This window comes from Collinsella sp. CLA-AP-H1, assembly GCF_040092945.1.
Classification (GTDB): Bacteria; Actinomycetota; Coriobacteriia; order Coriobacteriales; family Coriobacteriaceae; genus Collinsella.
The window spans coordinates 1-17,217 of sequence record NZ_JBBNKO010000020.1 but is presented as its reverse complement, the minus strand read 5'-3'; the positions used below and the strand labels follow the sequence as shown (position 1 = coordinate 17,217).

Genomic DNA, 17,217 nt, shown 5'->3' with positions numbered 1-17,217 from the left:
CGGTACGAATCGTTCGTTGGTCTTTAATTCTTCTCAACGGAGGTGTTTGAGATGGCAAACGGATTGCTTTTGCGGCTTCGCGAGCGTGAGCTCAGCGCGAGCCCGGCGGAACGCAATGTCATCGCATATGTAAGCGCTCATCCGCACGAGGTGGTCGGGCTGTCCGTCCGCGGTCTTGCCGATGTCACGTTCTCCTCGCCCTCGAGCATTTTGCGCTTTTGCAAGCGTTTGGGTTTTGCGGGCTACAAGGAGTTCCAGCGCGAACTGATTGCCGAGCTGGCGCTCTTAGGTGACAAGAAAGACGTAGCCCTCGAGGACATCTCCATGGATGACAGCGTCGAACGTATCGTGGGGAAGGTGATGAAAAGCAACGTGCGCACGATCGAGGCGACGGCGCGAACGCTCGATTACACCGTCTTGGAGCGATGCGCGGCCCGTCTTAAGCGGGCGCGCGCGGTCAATCTGTTCGGTATTGGTGCCTCTCGTTTGGTCGCGCACGACCTGGCGCAAAAGCTCATGCGTGTCGACAAAGAGTGCCATCTGTACGACGACTGGCATGATCAGCTCTTATGTGCCAAGAACATGCATGAGGGCGATATGGCAATCGCCTTTAGCTACTCGGGCTTGACGCAAGAGGTGCTGGATTGCACCGCCGAGGCTCAACGTCACAACTGTCCCGTTGTGGCCGTTACCAAAGTAGATGGATCATCCAAGCTTGCCACCATGGCCGATGCCGTGCTCGGCGTCGCTGCGAGTGAACCCTTGGTCCGCAGCGGTGCCATGGCTTCGCGTATGGCCCAGCTTATGGTTGTCGATGCCCTGTACGCTGCTTACGTTGCCAGCGACTACGAACGGGCGACGCATGTCATTAAGCAAAACTACATCGAGAAACAGGAAAGATGAGGTGAATGAAATGCTCGATTTAACAAAATTCACGACCGAACAGCGTAATCAAAGGTCAATGGACCTCGATACGATGACATCGCTGCAAATCGTCACGACGATGAACGATGAGGATCTTCGTGCCGTCCAGTCGGTCACGAAAGTGTTACCCCAGGTTGCCACAGCAATCGACTGGGCTGCTGAGGCACTCGAGCGCGGCGGGCGCGTCTTTTACATGGGCGCAGGCACCAGCGGTCGTCTGGGCGTACTCGACGCTTCGGAGTGTCCGCCCACGTTTGGCGTGTCACCCGATCTGATTGTCGGGCTCATTGCCGGAGGCGAGACGGCGTTTATCAAGGCTGTCGAAGGTGCCGAAGACAGCGATGAGCTTGGCGCGAACGACCTGCGAGAGCGTGGACTCTCGGACAAGGATCTTGTCGTTGGCCTGGCGGCAAGCGGCCGTACTCCTTATGTGGTGGGCGGCCTTGCGTACGCCAAGGCAACTGGGTGCAAGACCATTGCAATTGCCTGCAACCAAGGGTCGAAGATCGGGGAGAGCGCAGATCTTGCCATTGAGCCCGTGCCCGGTCCCGAGGTGCTGACCGGCTCAACGAGGCTCAAGGCGGGAACGGTTCAAAAGCTCATTCTCAACATGATTTCGACCGGTGCCATGGTCAAGATCGGCAAGGTATACCAAAACCTGATGGTCGATGTGCAGCAGACGAACGAGAAGTTGGTGGTGCGCGGCCAGAACATCGTGATGGAGGCGACCGGCTGCACGCGCGAGCGCGCTGTTCAGGCGCTTGCAGATGCCGGCGGCCACGTAAAAACCGCTATTGTCTCGGTACTGCTGGACTGCGATGCCGAGCAGGCTACGGTAGCTCTTGAGCGGGCGCGAGGCCATGTCCGTGCTGCGGTGAGTGGCCATGAGAAAAGCAATGCCGATGCCCAATAGGTGTGCGGCGTGAGCTGATATGACATCCAGACGAGATACCCAATACAAGGAGGAGTTATGACGAACAAAGAGCTGGCTCAAAAGCTGCTGGACCTTTTGGGCGGTAAAGACAACGTGCTCGCAAACGCGGCGTGCATGACGCGCCTGCGCGTGACCGTCAAAGACACGGGCAACGTCGACACGGAGGGTATTAAGGCGCTCGACGGCGTGATGGGCCTGGTCGAGGACGACACGATGCAGATCGTGCTGGGTCCGGGCAAGGTGAATAAGGTGCTCGAGGAGTTCTCCAAGCTCACCGGCCTTGCGAAAGGCGTTGCTGACGAGAGCGTGGTTGACGCTGCGGCCACAAACAAGGCCGCGCAGAAGGCCAAGTACGAGTCTAAGCCGGTTCAGGCCTTCCTCAAGAAGATTTCCAATGTCTTCGTCGCCCTGCTTCCCGGCATCATTGCGGCTGGCCTCATCAACGGTATCTGCAACGTCATTAACGTCTCGACGGCAGGCGCGCTTGCAGGCGAGTGGTGGTACCAGGGCATTCGTTCCATGGGCTGGGCCCTGTTTGCCTATCTGCCCATTTTGGTGGGCTATAACGCGGCACGTGAGTTTGGTGGCTCCGCTGCGCTGGGCGGCATCGCCGGCATGATGTGTATCGCCAACAGTGCCATGCCCCTGCTTGCGCCTGGCGCGGCTGATCCTGCCACTGCCATTCTGCTGCCGCTCACCAGTGCGCAGTACAACCCCGCAGCGGGCGGCATGATCGCGGCTCTCATCGCTGGCGCATTTTTTGCCTGGATGGAGCGTCAGATTCGCAAGGTTATGCCCAACGCACTCGACACGTTCTTGTCCCCGCTGCTGGTGCTCATCATCGGCGCCTTTGCTCTGATGCTCGTCATCCAGCCGGTTGGCGCATGGCTGACGACTGCCATCTTTAGCGTTTTGACCTTTATCTTCGAGAAGCTGGGCGTCCTGGGCGGCTATATCCTGTCGGCAGGCTTCTTGCCGCTGGTGTCCGTCGGCCTGCATCAGGCGCTCACGCCGATCCACGCTATGCTCAACGATCCCGACGGCGCTACCAAGGGTATCAATTACCTGCTTCCCATCCTTATGATGGCTGGCGGCGGCCAGGTCGGTGCCGGTTTGGCGCTGTACTTTAAGACCAAGAACGCCAAGCTCAAGAAGTACGTCGCAGAGTCCATTCCCGTTGGAATCCTGGGTGTGGGCGAGCCTCTGATGTATGCTGTTACGCTGCCGCTCGTTCGTCCGTTTGTGACGGCCTGCCTGGGTGCCGGATTTGGCGGCGCGCTCGCGGCGCTGCTTCACATCGGCACGGTTTCTCAGGGCGTTTCCGGTCTGTTTGGCCTGCTGATCGTCGTTCCTGGCCAGCAGCTCGGCTACGTTGCCGCTATGCTGCTTGCCTATGCCGCCGGCTTTGTCCTGACGTGGTTCTTCGGCGTCGACGAGCAGAAGATCAACGAGTTCTTTGGCGAGTAGTTTGATATCGCGAGCCGTGTTGCTCGGGGTTCGCGGCGCGCGGCAGATTTCTTGATGTTATGGTTGTGCCGGCGGGGCTAGCTGCTCCGCCGGCCTTTTTTAAAGGAGCGTTGAAGCGTGAAAACGGGTATTTCGATTTATCTTTCCAGCCCTCTGCAGGATATTGAGCGGACGATTGAGCGTGGTGCCGCGGCGGGTGCGCGCTATGCGTTCACCTCGCTGCATATTCCCGAGGATGGGGGAGCGGCGTATGCCGATAAGGTCCGTCATGTGCTGTCGCTGCTTTCCGCCCGCGGCATTGCGCTCATTGCCGATGTGGGGCCTCGCACGTGCGATTTGCTCGGGCTTGAGCGCATTGAGGACCTGCGCGATCTGGGGTTGGAATACCTTCGTTTGGACTATGGCTTTAGCGCCCAGCGGGTCGCGGAGCTGTCCGGTGTATTTCGCATTGTGGTCAATGCATCGACGGTGAGTTCTGATGAAATCGCATCGTGGCGTGAGGCCGGTGCCGATGTGACTCGTTTTGCCGCCTGTCACAATTTTTACCCCAAGCCTTATACCGGTTTAGCTCTGGAGGACATTGCTCGGGTGAATCTTCGTCTTGCGGCGCTTGGATTCGAAATCATGGCTTTTGTGCCGGGTGATGCTAACGTTCGCGGGCCGGTATTCGAGGGACTGCCGACGGTCGAGGCGCAGCGCGGTCGCGCGTCAAAGGTTGCTCTCAATATGCTTGAGCTTGCACATGGCGCCGATTGCGACATTGTGTTGGTCGGCGACCCCGATCTTTCCGATGCGGGCTGGGCGCAGTTTGCTCAAGTTTCCGCCGGATACGTGGACCTGCAATGCGAGCTTGAGCCCGGTTATGCCTATGTGCGCGGGCAGATTCATCACGACCGGCCCGACTCGAGTGTCCTCATCTTTAGGTCTCAGGAGTCACGTACGACGCTTAAGCCGGATTCCGTGCCGACGGATGCCGGAGCCGGCCTGCCGCGAAAGGCGGGGTCGATCGCTGTGAGCAATAGCGGATATGGGCGCTACGAAGGCGAGCTTGAGATTGCGCGGGTCGATCTTCCCGGTGACGAGCGCATGAACGTTGCGGGCCATATCACGCCCGAGGCAATGGAACTGCTGCCGTTTATCAAGCGCGGATTCGGGGTACGGTTCGTTTAACGTGTGACCCGCGGGCTACAATTGGCCCATCATACGAAGGCGCCTTGTGTGGCGTGTGCCTGCGTTGGCCGATCTATATTCGGAGGATTCCCATGACCGTACTGTTTGTTGAATATCCCAAGTGCTCGACCTGTAAGAAGGCCAAGGCATGGCTGGACGAACATGGGGTAGAGTACATCGACCGCGATATCGTTTTGGACAATCCCACGGCTGATGAGCTTGCGACCTGGATTGCTCGTTCGGGGCTGCCGGTGCGGCGTTTCTTTAATTCGTCGGGCATGAAATATCGAGAGCTGGGCCTGAAGGCGCGTCTGGATGCGGGCATGACGGATCGGGAGTGCTACGAGCTGCTGGCGACCGACGGCATGCTGGTCAAGCGTCCGCTGCTGGTGGGCGACGACTTTGCGATTCCCGGCTTTAGGGAATCGGCTTGGGCCGAGGCGTTGCTGTAGCGGCTGCGGAAAGTGCGTCCCGGAATTCGCTTCCAGAATGGGATGCACTTTCCCAAAGTGGCCGGTTGCGGAAAGCACGTCCCATTCTGAGCTTCGATTGCGGGACACGGTTTCCGGTTGAGGGCTCAACGGGAAAGTGGGGACCAGTTTGAGCTTGAAATCTGGGACGCACTTTCCGCCGGCGGGCCTGCCCCAGTCAGTCCGCCAGCTGTGCCCATTCGTGCGGATCGTAGACCTTTACGTGTTTGTTGGGCTTGCCGCTCCAGTACTCCTCGTCCATAAAGGGCAGATATGCCTGAACGCCGGGGCAGATAAAGGGAATCCGCTGCTGTCGCAGTCGCTCGCGCTGGCGCTGCTCCAGGTGCGCCTCGGATATGACGGTCGGCATACCGGACAGCTCGACGAGACTTGCCTGGATTCGCTTAAGGTCGGGTAGTCCCGCGTGCCATGACATCCGCATGATCAAAAAGGATGCACGGCGGTATTTTGCCTGCACCACAGTAATGGCGGGGCGCAGTGTGGGATGGATTTTGTCCCGTTCGGGCCAAAGGTCGGCAGTGATCTCGAGGCCCAGGGTCTCCCATAGGTAATCAAGCTCTTCGTCCATGGCGCCTCGATATCTACGCGATCATTGATACTTCGATTGTGTTGCCTGGTGCTATCGTTTTCGCGGTAGAATCTGCCAACGGTTGACGGCTACCGCTCGCGGCGTTTTGCTCCTCGTGTACAGCGGTCGGCTTCACAGGTCCTTCATGGGTTGGACTAAATTAGGCCAATTTGACTGAATTTCAAAAAAGTCAAAATTGGGGCTTGCGTCACGGCGAGACTTCCCGTATATTTCTTTCTTGCGCAAAGGCACAGCCGAGCGCAGCGATGCAGTCATTGGGATGTCGTCTAATGGCAGGACAGCGGATTCTGGTTCCGTCAATGGGGGTTCGACTCCCTCCATCCCAGCCATTGCATTTGCTACATATGGCCCGTTCGTCTAGCGGTTTAGGACGCCGCCCTCTCAAGGCGGAGATCACCAGTTCGAATCTGGTACGGGCTACCAAAATTGAACGCCCGGGCCTCGTAAGAGACCCGGGTTTTGTGTATTGACCGTATATACGGCGCCTGCCGTGTTTCGCTCAGATCGAGGAGTAGCCATGGATCTGCCCATCAGCTTGCAAGACATCACGTATGCCGAGAACTATCTGGCGCAGGGCGACCTGGCTACGGCGACGCCGCTGCTGGAGCGTCTGGTGGAGCTCGCCGAGGAGTATATCGACGCTGAGTGCAAGACGGAGGAGAAGCGCCAATACTTTAGCTTCGATAGCAAGTTTGAGCGCTTGGCCTATCGCCGCGTGGAGAAGGATCCGCGCGAGCTCGTGCAGGTCGAGGTGCCGTTTGACCGCCTGTACTCTGACATGGCGTTTGCCTACATTCGCCAGCAGGATTATGTAAGCGCTCGTAATGCCCTGATGCAGGCTGTGCGTTGGGACCCCATGAACTGCAACTATCGCTTGGATTTGGCCGAGCTGTTCCGTGCACTCGAGGACAAGCAGGAATGGGCATCGCTCTCGTTCTCGGTGCTGGAGCGTGCAAGCGATGGCAAGTGCGCCGCCCGCGCTTACGCCAATCTAGGTCAGTACTTCTTGGAGCCCGAGACCGAGAACGTTTCGGCTGCCGTGGGCTGCGCGCGTCTGGCGCTGCGCCTGGCGCCCAACGATGCGCATACGACGCGCCTGCTCAACAAGATCCATACCACCTATCCGGATGCCGCTGATGAGAGCGACGACCATGTGATGGGTGAGCTCGCCCTGCAGGGCGTGCCGACCTCGCCTTCGGCCGAGATTGCCATCTGCCTGATCATGTGTGCGACCGATGCTGCAAGCGACGGCGACAAGCAGGAGGCGACGCGCCTGACGGTGCGTGCTCGCGACTTGGTGGGCGAGGAGGCCTGCGCGGCGATTATCAAACTGGTGCGCGAGAGCGATGCCGAGCTCAATGCCGAGCACAAGGCAAAGCGCGAGGCTGCGGGCTCAAACGCCGATGGCGCCAAGGAGGCCGGCGATGCCCAGTAAGCGCGAGCGCAAGCTCATTTCCAAGAATCGCTCGGCACATCACGAGTACTTTATCGATGAGACGTTCGAATGCGGCATTGAACTGAGCGGCACCGAGGTCAAGTCGATTCGCGAGCGCGCCTGCCAGATCACCGATACCTTCGCGCTGATCCGCGGCGGGGAGTGCTGGCTCGTCGGCCTGCATATCCACCCTTATAGCCATGGTGGCGTGTGGAATCGCGATCCCGATCGTCGGCGTCGTCTGCTGCTGCACCGCAAGGAGATCGACTTTCTTGACGGCAAACTTCGCAACCGTGGTTATGCGCTGGTTCCATTGGAGCTCTACTTTAATACGGACGGCCGCGTAAAGCTGCTGCTGGGTCTGGGTCGCGGCAAGAAGCTCTACGACAAGCGCGAGGACATGGCCAAGCGTGATGTCCAACGCGAGATCGACCGCGCCCTTAAGGAACGCAACCGCTAGGCACTCTGTATAAGTTGCGGTGGAATACGGACTGTTTTGCCTGTTTGAGGGGCTATTCAGTCCCTATTTCACCGCAACTGCGGGCGTCTCATCTTTCTTACTGTTCTGACACATATGTCTCAAAGGCGGCGTCCGTTATGGGTGCCGCCTTTTTTGTGGGTACATACATTCATGAGGTTCCAACCCGAGCTAGGGGAGTGATCGTTATGGACAAAACTGCGTTCTTTACGATGCCGAGCGGCCTGTATGTGGTGAGCGCCGCGGCCGACGGGCTGCGCGCCGGCTGCGTTATCAACACAGCGGTGCAGGTGACGTCCGCCCCGCCGCGCATTTCGGTTGCCGTGAACAAGGACAATGTCACCTCGGGCGTCATCGCATCGGCCAAAGCGTTCGCGCTGACCGTGATCGATCAGACCGCCGACATGCTCTACATCGGTAACTTTGGGTTCCGCACCAGCAGCGATTATGACAAGTTTGCCAAATACGAGACCCGCGAGACGGCTCTGGGCATGCCCTATGTGCCCGAGCACGCGGCGGCCCTGTTTAGCTGCCGTTTGATCGACACTGTGGATGTGGGCACGCATCTGCTGTTTATTGGCGAGGTCGAGGATGCCGAGCGCCTGAGCGACGAGACGCCGCTGACGTACGACTACTATCACAAGGTGCTAAAGGGCAAGACGCCGCCCAAAGCCTCGTCGTATCAAGGCTAGAAATGTTCTAAAAATACTTGCATTATATTATTGAGAATATATACTAATAAGTAAGTACACCAGCAGTCACGTTCGAGAGGAGAACACCATGACCGAGGAGAAGAAGACGTATAAGTTTGTGTGCACCGTTTGCGGTTACGAGGTTGAGGTCGACACGCCCGAGCTGCCCGAGGATTACGTGTGCCCGGTGTGCGGCGTTGGTCCCGATGAGTTTGAGCTTGTCGAGGAGTAGCTCGTAGACACACGACGATTAGCCATACAGAGCTCTGTCCAAGGGCCCCGGTCGGATATCCGGCCGGGGCCCTTTTCCTCCGTCCTCAAGGGATCACGGCTGCTGTTAGCCGATCCAGTCTGTTGTGAGTCCGGCCGACCGTTTGTCTTAATCTGTAACATCTAACAGTGAAAACGGGGTCTACGTGTTACAGATTGAGACAAACGGAGCTATCCCTCGGAATGATCTCGATCTGTAACATCTAGACATCAAAAGCGGGTCTAGATGTTACAGATCGAGACGTTTGCCTGGGTAGGTGCCCCGTCCCATTACATCCCTGTCAACAACACGACATCGAGAATCGTCACGATGGCGCCGATCCCTACGAGCAACGCGTTGAGCGGGCGTGAATTGGCATATTTGCCCATGACGCGGCGTGAACTGGTGAGTCGTATGAGCACAAAGACCGTAACCGGCAGCTGGAGCGACAGCAGTGCCTGACTCCAGATGAGACCTTCAAAAGGATTTGGGACGACCAGGCACGCCGCCACTGCGCCGGCGAAACAGGCCGCTACCCCGATTGAGGAATGTCGGTCGTGGATGTCGTATTCCTCGTCGAACATGCCCGCGGTGATGGTTCCCGCCGCCATGCCCGCTGTCACGCTGCTCGATAGTCCCGCGAACAGCAGCGCTACCGCAAAGATGGTCGAGCTTGCCGGGCCCAAGATGGGGGAGAGCGTGGCCGCTGCGACAGCGAGGTCGTCTACGACAATGCCGTGCGCAAAGAAGGTCGTTGCGGCCAGGATGACCATGGCCGAGTTGATCGCCCAGCCCACGCCCATCGAAAAGAGCGTGTCGAAGAGCTCGTAGCGCAGACGTTCCTCGATAACCTGCTCGCCTTGGCCTTCGAAGTGCATGGATTGGATGACCTCGGAGTGTAGAAAGAGGTTGTGGGGCATAACGACCGCACCCAGGACACTAACGATAATCGCGGCCGAGCCGGTGGGCATACTGGGCGTGATCCAGCTTGCGGCGGCTTGCGGCCAGTCGACCTTGACTAGTGCAAGCTCGGCCAAAAACGAGAGCCCTACCACGCCGACGAAGGCGATGATCCAGCGTTCGGCACGCTTGTAGGAGTTCGTCATGAGCATCGCCAACGATGCCGCCGCCACGATGACGCAGCCCGCGCGCACGGGCAGCCCAAAGAGCATTTGAAGGGCAATCGCGCCACCCAGGACTTCGGCCATGGCGGTGGCGATGGTCGCGAGATAGGCACTGGCGAGCACCGTGCGCCCAACGAAGCGGGGGAGAAAGCGGGTCGTGGCCTCGGCAAGGCAGGCGCCCGTGGCGATGCCCAGGTGCGCCGCGTTGTGCTGCAAGACGATCAGCATAATCGTGGACAGCGTGACGATCCATAGCAGCGCGTAGCCAAACTGTGAGCCTGCGGCCATATTGGAGGCCCAGTTGCCCGGGTCGATAAAGCCGACGGTCACGAGCAGCCCGGGGCCGATATGCCGCGCAATGTCTAGGCCTCCGTGACCGCCGGTGCGTCGGGAGCCAAAATGATGTTTGAGATGGTTGAGCATGGTGAGCTCCTGCGTGCCGTTTGCTTGACGCCGCAAAGGATACCCGTTTTATGCTAAAAGTTAAACAAGACTAACAAAATAATTGTATTTGAATAGGATGGTGAAAGGGGATTACCGAAATGTCTTGATCTGTAACAACTAAGGATGGAAATTGGGTCTAGGTGTTACAGATCGAGACAGGAAGAAATGGTCCTATGGAAAATCTCGATCTGTAACAGTTAGCTGCAAAAACCGGCCCTTCGTGTTACAGATCGAGACAAACCAAAACTGTCCTGCAGAAAATCTCAACCTGTAACATCTAAGCGCCAAAATCGGCTCCTCCTGTTACAGATTGAGATGTTTGAAGCGGTGAGCTTACAGGCCGAACTTGGGGCCCTTGTTGTCGTCCTTGAGGTCGGCGGTGTCCACTCGTAGGGCGCGCGTTACGCGATTGTTTCGAAACGGGCGGGAAACACAACGGGTCGGCGATGCTCCTAGTATGCCTATTCAACTGACTGTCTAATATCTAGGGGAGGATCGCGATGCAGGCAGATTCCGCTCAGCAGCAGGGCCTTTATCGCCCCGAATTCGACCACGATGCATGTGGCATCGGCGCGCTTGCCGATATCAACGGTGAGCGCCATCACCAGATTCTGGACGACGCGCTGTCCATTCTGGTCAACTTGGAGCACCGCGGCGGTACGGGACTCGAGAAGAACACCGGCGACGGCGCTGGCATTCTGTTCCAGGTTCCGCATCACTTTTTCCGTAAAGAGGCCCAAAAGTGCGGCCAGATTCTGCCGGCAGTGGGCGACTATGGCGTGGCCATGCTGTTCTTCCCGCAGGACGACAAGGGCGTAGAGGATGCCCGCCGCGTGTTTGAGGAGGGCTGCGCCGAGGCTGGCGTGCCGCTGCTCTTTTGGCGCGAGGTGCCGGTCGACCCGCACGACCTGGGCGAGACAGCCCGCGCCTGCATGCCCACTATCCTTCAGGCCTTCCTGGGCCGACCGGACGACACGCCCGCCGGTGATGCCTTCGAGCGCCGTCTGTATGTGTGCCGCCGCACCATCGAGAAGAAGGCCGATGCCGAGTTTGCCCTGCGCGACAAGATCTTCTACGTGTGCTCCATGAGCTCGCGCACTATCGTGTACAAGGGCATGCTGGTCGCCACGCAGATGCGCCGCTTCTTCATCGACCTCAACGACGCCGCCGTCAAGACAGCCGTGGCGCTCGTCCACTCGCGCTACTCCACCAATACCACGCCCAGCTGGGAGCGTGCACATCCCAACCGCTTTATCATCCACAACGGCGAGATCAACACCCTCAAGGGTAACGTCAACTGGATTCGCGCCCGCGAACCCAACCTGTACAGCCCCGTGCTGCAGCACGATCTTGAGCGCGTGATGCCCATCATCAACCGCGAGGGTTCCGACTCCGCGATTCTGGACAATGTGCTTGAGTTCCTGGTCATGAACGGCCGTCCGCTCACGCGTGCCGCATCCATGCTGCTGCCCGAGCCGTGGGACCACAATGACAGTCTGAGCGAGGAGCGCCGCGCCTACGACGCCTACCAGTCAATGCTCATGGAGCCGTGGGATGGCCCGGCGGCCATCGCCTTTACCGACGGTCGCACGCTGGGTGCCGCCCTCGACCGTAACGGCCTGCGTCCCGCCCGCTACTACGTGACGCGCGACGGTCGCTTTATGCTGGCAAGCGAGGTGGGCACCATCGAGGTGAGCCCCGAGAACATCCTGACGAGCGGCTGTCTGGGACCGGGCCAGATGCTCGAGGTCGATTTTGCCCGCGGCCGCGTCATCTACAACGACGAGCTGCGCGCCCGTTACGCCAAGGAAAAGCCCTATCGCGACTGGATCGCCGAGGAGACGCTGACCGTCGACGCGCTCGACAAGCCCGTCGCGCCCACGCCCGCCGAGGATACCGAGGTGCCCGCCGCCGTGCGCATGGCCAGGCTCGGGTATCACTGGGATGATGTTGACGAAGTCGTGCGTCCCATGGCCCAGCAGGGCAAGGCGCCGCTCGCCTCGATGGGTATCGATGCGCCGCTGGCCTGCCTGTCCAAGAAGACGCGCTCGTTCTTCGACTACTTCTATCAGCTGTTCGCCCAGGTCACGAACCCGCCGATCGATGCCCTGCGCGAGCATATGGTCACCTCGACCACGCTCTACCTGGGCAACCACGGCAACCTGCTCGAGGATTCCCGCACGGCCTGCCAGCTGGTGCGCTTGGAGCGTCCGCTGCTGAGCGAGGAGGAGTTCGAGCGTATCTGCGCCATCGACCGCGTGGGCTTTAAGACCCGCCGTTTCTGTGCCGTGTACCGCCGCGACGCCGGCGAGGGCGCGCTGCAGGCTGCGCTCAAGCAGCTTGCCGAGGACGTCGAGACTGCGGTCCGCGACGGCGTGAACATCGTGGTGCTGAGCGATCGCGCCGGGGCGGGCGAGGTGCCCGTGCCGTCGCTGCTCGCCGTGGGCTGCGTGCACAACCACCTGATCCGCGCCGGCGTGCGTACCTTTGCCGACATCGTGGTGGAGTGTGGTGACGCCGTGTCCCCGCACGACTTTGCGGCGCTGGTGGGCTACTCCGCGAGCGGCGTCTATCCGTACAACGCGCATGCGTGCATCCGCGATCTGGCGGCACGCGGCGATCTGGGCGTGACGGCCGAGCAGGGCATCGCCAACTACAACAAGGCCGCGACGGCGGGCATCGTCTCCATCATGTCCAAGATGGGCATCTCCACGGTGCAGAGCTACCATTCGGCGCAGATCTTCGAGGCCGTGGGCTTTATGCCGGAGTTCGTCAACGCGTACTTCGCCGGCACGGTGAGCCGTGTGGGCGGTATGGGTGTCGAGGACGTCGAGCGCGAGCAAAACGAGCGCTACGACGCCGCGCTCGCTATCCTTAAGAGCCCGGCTCCCGATCAACTGTCCACGTTGGGCCTGACCAAGTGGCGCCCGCTCGGCGGCGAGGATCACCTTATCGACCCGCAGACCGTCTACCTGCTGCAGACCGCCTGCCGTGAGGACAGCTACGACACCTTTAAGGAGTACAGCGCCCGCCTGCACTGCACCGGCCGTGCCGTGCGCCTGCGTGACCTGCTGGACTTTAATGCCAACGGTCGCACCCCGGTGGCACTCGACGAGGTGGAGCCCGCGCTCAACATCGTCCGCCGCTTTAACACCGGCGCCATGTCGTACGGCTCCATCAGCAAGGAAGCACACGAGTGCATGGCCATCGCCATGAACCGCCTGCACGGCCGTTCCAACTCGGGCGAGGGCGGCGAGGACCCGCGTCGCGAGACCCCGCTGGCTAACGGTGACTCCAAGAATTCCGCCATCAAGCAGGTGGCAAGCGCGCGCTTTGGCGTGACGAGCCGCTACCTGTGCAGCGCCTTCGAGATTCAGATCAAGATGGCCCAGGGCGCCAAGCCCGGCGAGGGCGGCCACCTGCCCGGCAAGAAGGTCTACCCCTGGATCGCCGAGGTCCGTCAGTCCACGCCCGGCATCGGCCTGATCTCGCCTCCGCCGCACCACGACATCTACTCCATCGAGGACCTGGCGGAGCTTATCTTCGATCTTAAGAACGCCAACCCTGGCGCACGCGTGTCGGTCAAGCTGGTCAGCGAGGCCGGCGTCGGCACCATCGCCACCGGTGTGGCCAAGGGTGCCGCCGACAAGATCTTGATCAGCGGCCACAACGGCGGCTCGGGTGCCGCTGCGCGCGACTCTATCTGGCACGCGGGTCTGCCGCTGGAGCTCGGTCTTGCCGAGGCCCAGCAGACGCTGCTGCAAAACGGCCTGCGCTCTCGCGTGGTGCTCGAGGCCGACGGCAAGCTCATGGACGGTACCGATGTCGCCGTCGCCTGCCTGCTGGGTGCCGAGGAGTTTGGCTTTGCGACCATGCCGCTCATCTCCATGGGCTGCCTCATGCAGCGCGACTGCCAGCAGGATACCTGCCCGGCCGGCATTGCCACGCAAAACTGTCGCCTGCGTCGCGGCTTCCGCGGCAAGCCCGAGCACGTCGAGCACTTTATGCTCTTTGTTGCCGAGCAGCTGCGTGAGGTCATGGCGAGCCTGGGCTTCCGCACCGTCGACGAGATGGTCGGCCATCCCGAGTGCCTGCGCCAGATTGAGGTCCCGGGCAACCGCAAGGCCAACCTGCTCGATCTGTCGCCCGTGCTGGCGAGCGCGACCTGCGAGTTCGGTGCCCATATCCCGGGTGCCGACGGCCGTCACTTCCTGCCGCAGATGGCTGCCGACAGCGAGCTCGACAAGACGCTCGACTCCACGTTGTTTGTGCCCTATACGGCCGATGCCCGTGCGCACCTGCGCCCGATTCGCTTCCGCGCCGATATCGCCAACGTCAACCGCTGCGTGGGCACCATCCTGGGCAACGCGGTGACCAAGGCGCATCCCGAGGGCCTGCCCGCCGGCTCCATCACCATCGATTGCGATGGTTCGGCCGGTCAGAGCTTTGGCGCCTTTCTGCCGCGCGGCATTACGCTCAACGTGTGCGGCGACGCCAACGATTACTTTGGCAAGGGCCTTTCGGGCGGCGAGGTATCGGTGCGCCCCAACCCGCATGCGACCTACAAGTTCGACGAGAACATCATCGTGGGCAACGTTGCGTTCTTTGGCGCCACGAGCGGCCGCGGCTTCATTAACGGTCTTGCCGGCCAGCGTTTTGCCGTGCGCAACTCCGGTGCCACGGTGGTGGTCGAGGGCTGCGGCAACCATGGCTGCGAGTACATGACGGGCGGTCTGGCGCTCATCCTGGGCGAGGTCGGGCAGAACTTTGCCGCCGGCATGACGGGCGGCGTGGCTTACGTCTTTGACCAGTACGGCACGCTCGATGCCCGTGTGAACCACGAGAGCGTTGAGCTTAAAGCCCCGACGGCCGGTGAGCTGGCGCAGATTCGTGCGCTCATCCAGGAGCACGTGGACGCGACGCAGAGCCCGCGCGGCATTAAGCTGCTCTACAGCTTTGAGACGATGAGCAAGCACTTTGTGAAGGTCATTCCGACCGAGTACGAGCGCGTGCTGGCGATTGTCGCCGCCGCCGAGGCCGTCGGCAAGACGCATGAGCAGGCCGAGGAGCTGGCGTTTGACATTGTGACCGGTCGCGCCGACGCCGCCGATGTCGCTCGCTTTGATGTGGCGGGTGGTGTCGCTGGCGCTGTGCCCGCCGCCGCCAGCTCTGTTGCTTCGACCAAGAAGGAGGCGTAAGTGCCATGGGTAAGCCCGGTGCTTTTCTTGATATCGATCGCGTGACCCACGAGCTTCGCCCCGTGGAGGAGCGCAGCCGCGATTTCGATCCGCTGTACGTGGAGCTCGATGACGACGCACGTCGCGCCCAGGCGAGCCGCTGCATGATGTGCGGTGTGGCGTTTTGTCAGATGGGCGCGAGCTTTGGCAAGGCGCGTCCGAGTGGCTGTCCGCTGCACAACCTGATTCCCGAGTGGAACGAGCTAGTGTATCGCGGCCGCTGGGACGAGGCTGCCGAGCGTCTGTCGCTCACCTCGCCCATGCCCGAGTTCACGAGCCGCGTGTGCCCGGCGCTGTGCGAGGCCGCGTGCAACCTGGGTTCGGTCGACGGCCAGCCCACGACGATTCACGATAACGAGCGCGCGATCAGCGACCATGAGTGGGCCAACGGCGGCCCGCGCCGCTTTGAGCCGGCAGGGGAGGATGCGCCCACGGTCGCTGTGATTGGCTCTGGCCCGGCTGGCCTGGTGGCTGCATGGGAACTTGCGCGTCGCGGCGCGCGCGTGACGGTGTTTGAGCGTGACGACCGCCCGGGCGGCCTGCTCATGTACGGCATTCCCAACATGAAGCTCGAGAAGTCCGTGGTCGAGCGTCGCGTGACACTTATGCGCGAGCTGGGCATTGTGTTCGAGCTGGGTGCTGACGTGAGCGATCCCAAGGTTACCGCCAAGCTCGACGACTTTGACGCCGTCGTGGTGGCTGCCGGCGCCCGTGCTCCGCGTGGGCTTTCGGCTGCGAACATTGATGCCCCGGGCGTGGTGTATGCCGTGGACTACCTGACGGCTTCGACCGTCTCGGTGCTCGATGGCGGCGAGCCTGTCGTCGATGCACACGGCCTGGACGTCGTGGTCATTGGCGGCGGCGATACCGGTAACGACTGCGTGGGCACCGCGGTACGTCAGGGTGCGCGCAGCGTGCGCCAGTTTGAGTTTTTGCCGGCGGCGCCTGATGCGCGCGCGGCGAGCAACCCCTGGCCGCAGTGGCCCAACGTGAAGAAGACCGATTACGGCCAGCAGGAGGCCATCGCTGCCATGGGCGGCGAGATGCGCGCTTGGGGCGTGGATACGCTCGAGGTGCTGCTGGACAAGAAGGGCGCGGCCGCGGGCCTGCGCGTGGTCGATCTGGATTGGTCGGCTGGCAAGCCCGAGCGCATCGCGGGCTCCGAGCACGAGGTGCCGGCCCAGCTGGTGCTCATCGCCTGCGGCTTTACGGGTCCCGAGCATGGCGTGTTCGACGCCGTTGGCGTGCCTGTTGCCACCGCTGGTCGTCCGCTGCCGGTGATGGCTGCCGAGGGCTCGCACCTTGCGGCGCGTGTCGACGGCGTCGCCGCGGATGCCGCGCCGGTGTATGTTGCCGGTGACGCTCGCAACGGCAGCTCGCTCGTGGTGAACGCCATGGCCGACGCCCTGGCCTGCGCTGCCGAAGTCGCCGACGCGCTGGAGCTGTAAAGTAGTCATTTAAGAACGTCCCCAATGACTAGTCATTTTTTGTCTAGTCGTTGGGGACACTCTTTGCGACCGATTTGCTCGTTTGTCGACGTACGGGTGTTCATTTGTCGACTTCTTGGGCTGTGGTCACCTGTTGTTTCTGTGGTGGCTACGGGCATCTGGCTCAAAAGAGCGGGTTGGAGGTCTATGTTTACCTGCGGTTTTGTTGCGGTGCGCATTTTCGATCAAGCATCCCGTCAAGTGTTTGGTCAGCAGTTGGTTTGCAGCCGGAGGCCTATTTTGTCCGTGTTGACAGTGGCTGCCCAGCCTCCTCGTAAGCTCAAATTGAGGTTCATCAGTTTGAGGAGGATGCCGTGACTGACCACGTTTTAGACCGAGCGCATCTGGCCGAAGCCGTCGGCAACGATATTGCCGACATGGCCCATTTTTGGATGCTGCGGAAGTTCCAGTTTTTGGAGCCGGCGCGCGAACAGTTCGAGATCATTGTCGACCCATGGCTCGGCTATTGCACCGAGCCTTCGCAAAACGAAAGGC

Annotated in this window: 14 protein-coding genes and 2 tRNA genes; 14 read left to right on the top strand and 2 right to left on the bottom strand. The window is 60.8% G+C overall.

Going from position 1 to position 17,217, the window contains the following annotated elements; all coding sequences use genetic code 11:
- Positions 1 to 51 precede the first annotated feature (51 nt).
- From AAAV44_RS09190 to AAAV44_RS09170, 5 genes are all read left to right on the top strand, one after another.
- Positions 52 to 903, top strand: coding sequence for a MurR/RpiR family transcriptional regulator (locus tag AAAV44_RS09190; protein WP_055310345.1), 852 nt, complete (start codon positions 52 to 54; stop codon positions 901 to 903).
- A gap of 10 nt (positions 904 to 913) precedes the next feature.
- The gene (gene murQ, locus AAAV44_RS09185; protein ID WP_055310377.1) at positions 914 to 1,837 is read left to right on the top strand and encodes an N-acetylmuramic acid 6-phosphate etherase; all 924 of its coding nucleotides are present in this window, start codon (positions 914 to 916) and stop codon (positions 1,835 to 1,837) included.
- Between the two features lie 57 nt (positions 1,838 to 1,894).
- Positions 1,895 to 3,325: a PTS transporter subunit EIIC gene (locus tag AAAV44_RS09180; protein WP_117757888.1), complete on the top strand. Its 1,431-nt coding sequence runs from the start codon at positions 1,895 to 1,897 to the stop codon at positions 3,323 to 3,325.
- Between the two features lie 117 nt (positions 3,326 to 3,442).
- Positions 3,443 to 4,495, top strand: coding sequence for a MupG family TIM beta-alpha barrel fold protein (locus AAAV44_RS09175; protein ID WP_349115392.1), 1,053 nt, complete (start codon positions 3,443 to 3,445; stop codon positions 4,493 to 4,495).
- Between the two features lie 92 nt (positions 4,496 to 4,587).
- Entirely contained in the window at positions 4,588 to 4,947 is a 360-nt protein-coding gene (locus AAAV44_RS09170) for an arsenate reductase family protein (protein WP_118226386.1), read from the top strand.
- 196 nt (positions 4,948 to 5,143) lie between these two features.
- On the opposite strand, the gene AAAV44_RS09165 is transcribed toward AAAV44_RS09170, so the two are convergent.
- The gene (locus AAAV44_RS09165; protein WP_349115391.1) at positions 5,144 to 5,554 is read right to left on the bottom strand and encodes a hypothetical protein; all 411 of its coding nucleotides are present in this window, start codon (positions 5,552 to 5,554) and stop codon (positions 5,144 to 5,146) included.
- Between the two features lie 276 nt (positions 5,555 to 5,830).
- Here AAAV44_RS09165 and AAAV44_RS09160 point away from each other — a divergent pair.
- From AAAV44_RS09160 to AAAV44_RS09135, 6 genes are all read left to right on the top strand, one after another.
- Positions 5,831 to 5,904 (top strand) — tRNA-Gln (locus AAAV44_RS09160).
- 17 nt (positions 5,905 to 5,921) lie between these two features.
- A tRNA-Glu gene (locus AAAV44_RS09155) sits at positions 5,922 to 5,998 on the top strand.
- Between the two features lie 94 nt (positions 5,999 to 6,092).
- Complete coding sequence (locus AAAV44_RS09150; protein ID WP_349115390.1) at positions 6,093 to 7,010, top strand: hypothetical protein; 918 nt, start codon at positions 6,093 to 6,095, stop codon at positions 7,008 to 7,010.
- Positions 7,000 to 7,470, top strand: coding sequence for an SsrA-binding protein SmpB (gene smpB, locus AAAV44_RS09145; protein ID WP_006235325.1), 471 nt, complete (start codon positions 7,000 to 7,002; stop codon positions 7,468 to 7,470). The genes AAAV44_RS09150 and smpB overlap by 11 nt, the downstream gene beginning before the upstream one ends.
- Before the next feature lie 206 nt (positions 7,471 to 7,676).
- Positions 7,677 to 8,180 (top strand): flavin reductase family protein, encoded by a 504-nt coding sequence (locus tag AAAV44_RS09140; RefSeq protein WP_346963766.1) that lies wholly within the window; start codon positions 7,677 to 7,679, stop codon positions 8,178 to 8,180.
- An 88-nt stretch (positions 8,181 to 8,268) separates the two neighbouring features.
- Positions 8,269 to 8,412, top strand: coding sequence for a rubredoxin-like domain-containing protein (locus tag AAAV44_RS09135; RefSeq protein ID WP_349115389.1), 144 nt, complete (start codon positions 8,269 to 8,271; stop codon positions 8,410 to 8,412).
- A gap of 308 nt (positions 8,413 to 8,720) precedes the next feature.
- On the opposite strand, the gene AAAV44_RS09130 is transcribed toward AAAV44_RS09135, so the two are convergent.
- Positions 8,721 to 9,977, bottom strand: a complete 1,257-nt coding sequence (locus tag AAAV44_RS09130; RefSeq protein WP_349115388.1) for an Nramp family divalent metal transporter — start codon at positions 9,975 to 9,977, stop codon at positions 8,721 to 8,723.
- 521 nt (positions 9,978 to 10,498) lie between these two features.
- Here AAAV44_RS09130 and gltB point away from each other — a divergent pair.
- The 3 genes from gltB to AAAV44_RS09115 form a co-directional block, all read left to right on the top strand.
- The gene (gltB, locus tag AAAV44_RS09125) at positions 10,499 to 15,196 is read left to right on the top strand and encodes a glutamate synthase large subunit (protein ID WP_349115387.1); all 4,698 of its coding nucleotides are present in this window, start codon (positions 10,499 to 10,501) and stop codon (positions 15,194 to 15,196) included.
- 5 nt (positions 15,197 to 15,201) lie between these two features.
- Positions 15,202 to 16,683, top strand: coding sequence for a glutamate synthase subunit beta (locus AAAV44_RS09120; RefSeq protein ID WP_349115386.1), 1,482 nt, complete (start codon positions 15,202 to 15,204; stop codon positions 16,681 to 16,683).
- A gap of 353 nt (positions 16,684 to 17,036) precedes the next feature.
- A partial coding sequence (locus tag AAAV44_RS09115) for a hypothetical protein (protein WP_349115385.1) occupies positions 17,037 to 17,217 on the top strand: 181 nt, incomplete at its 3' end.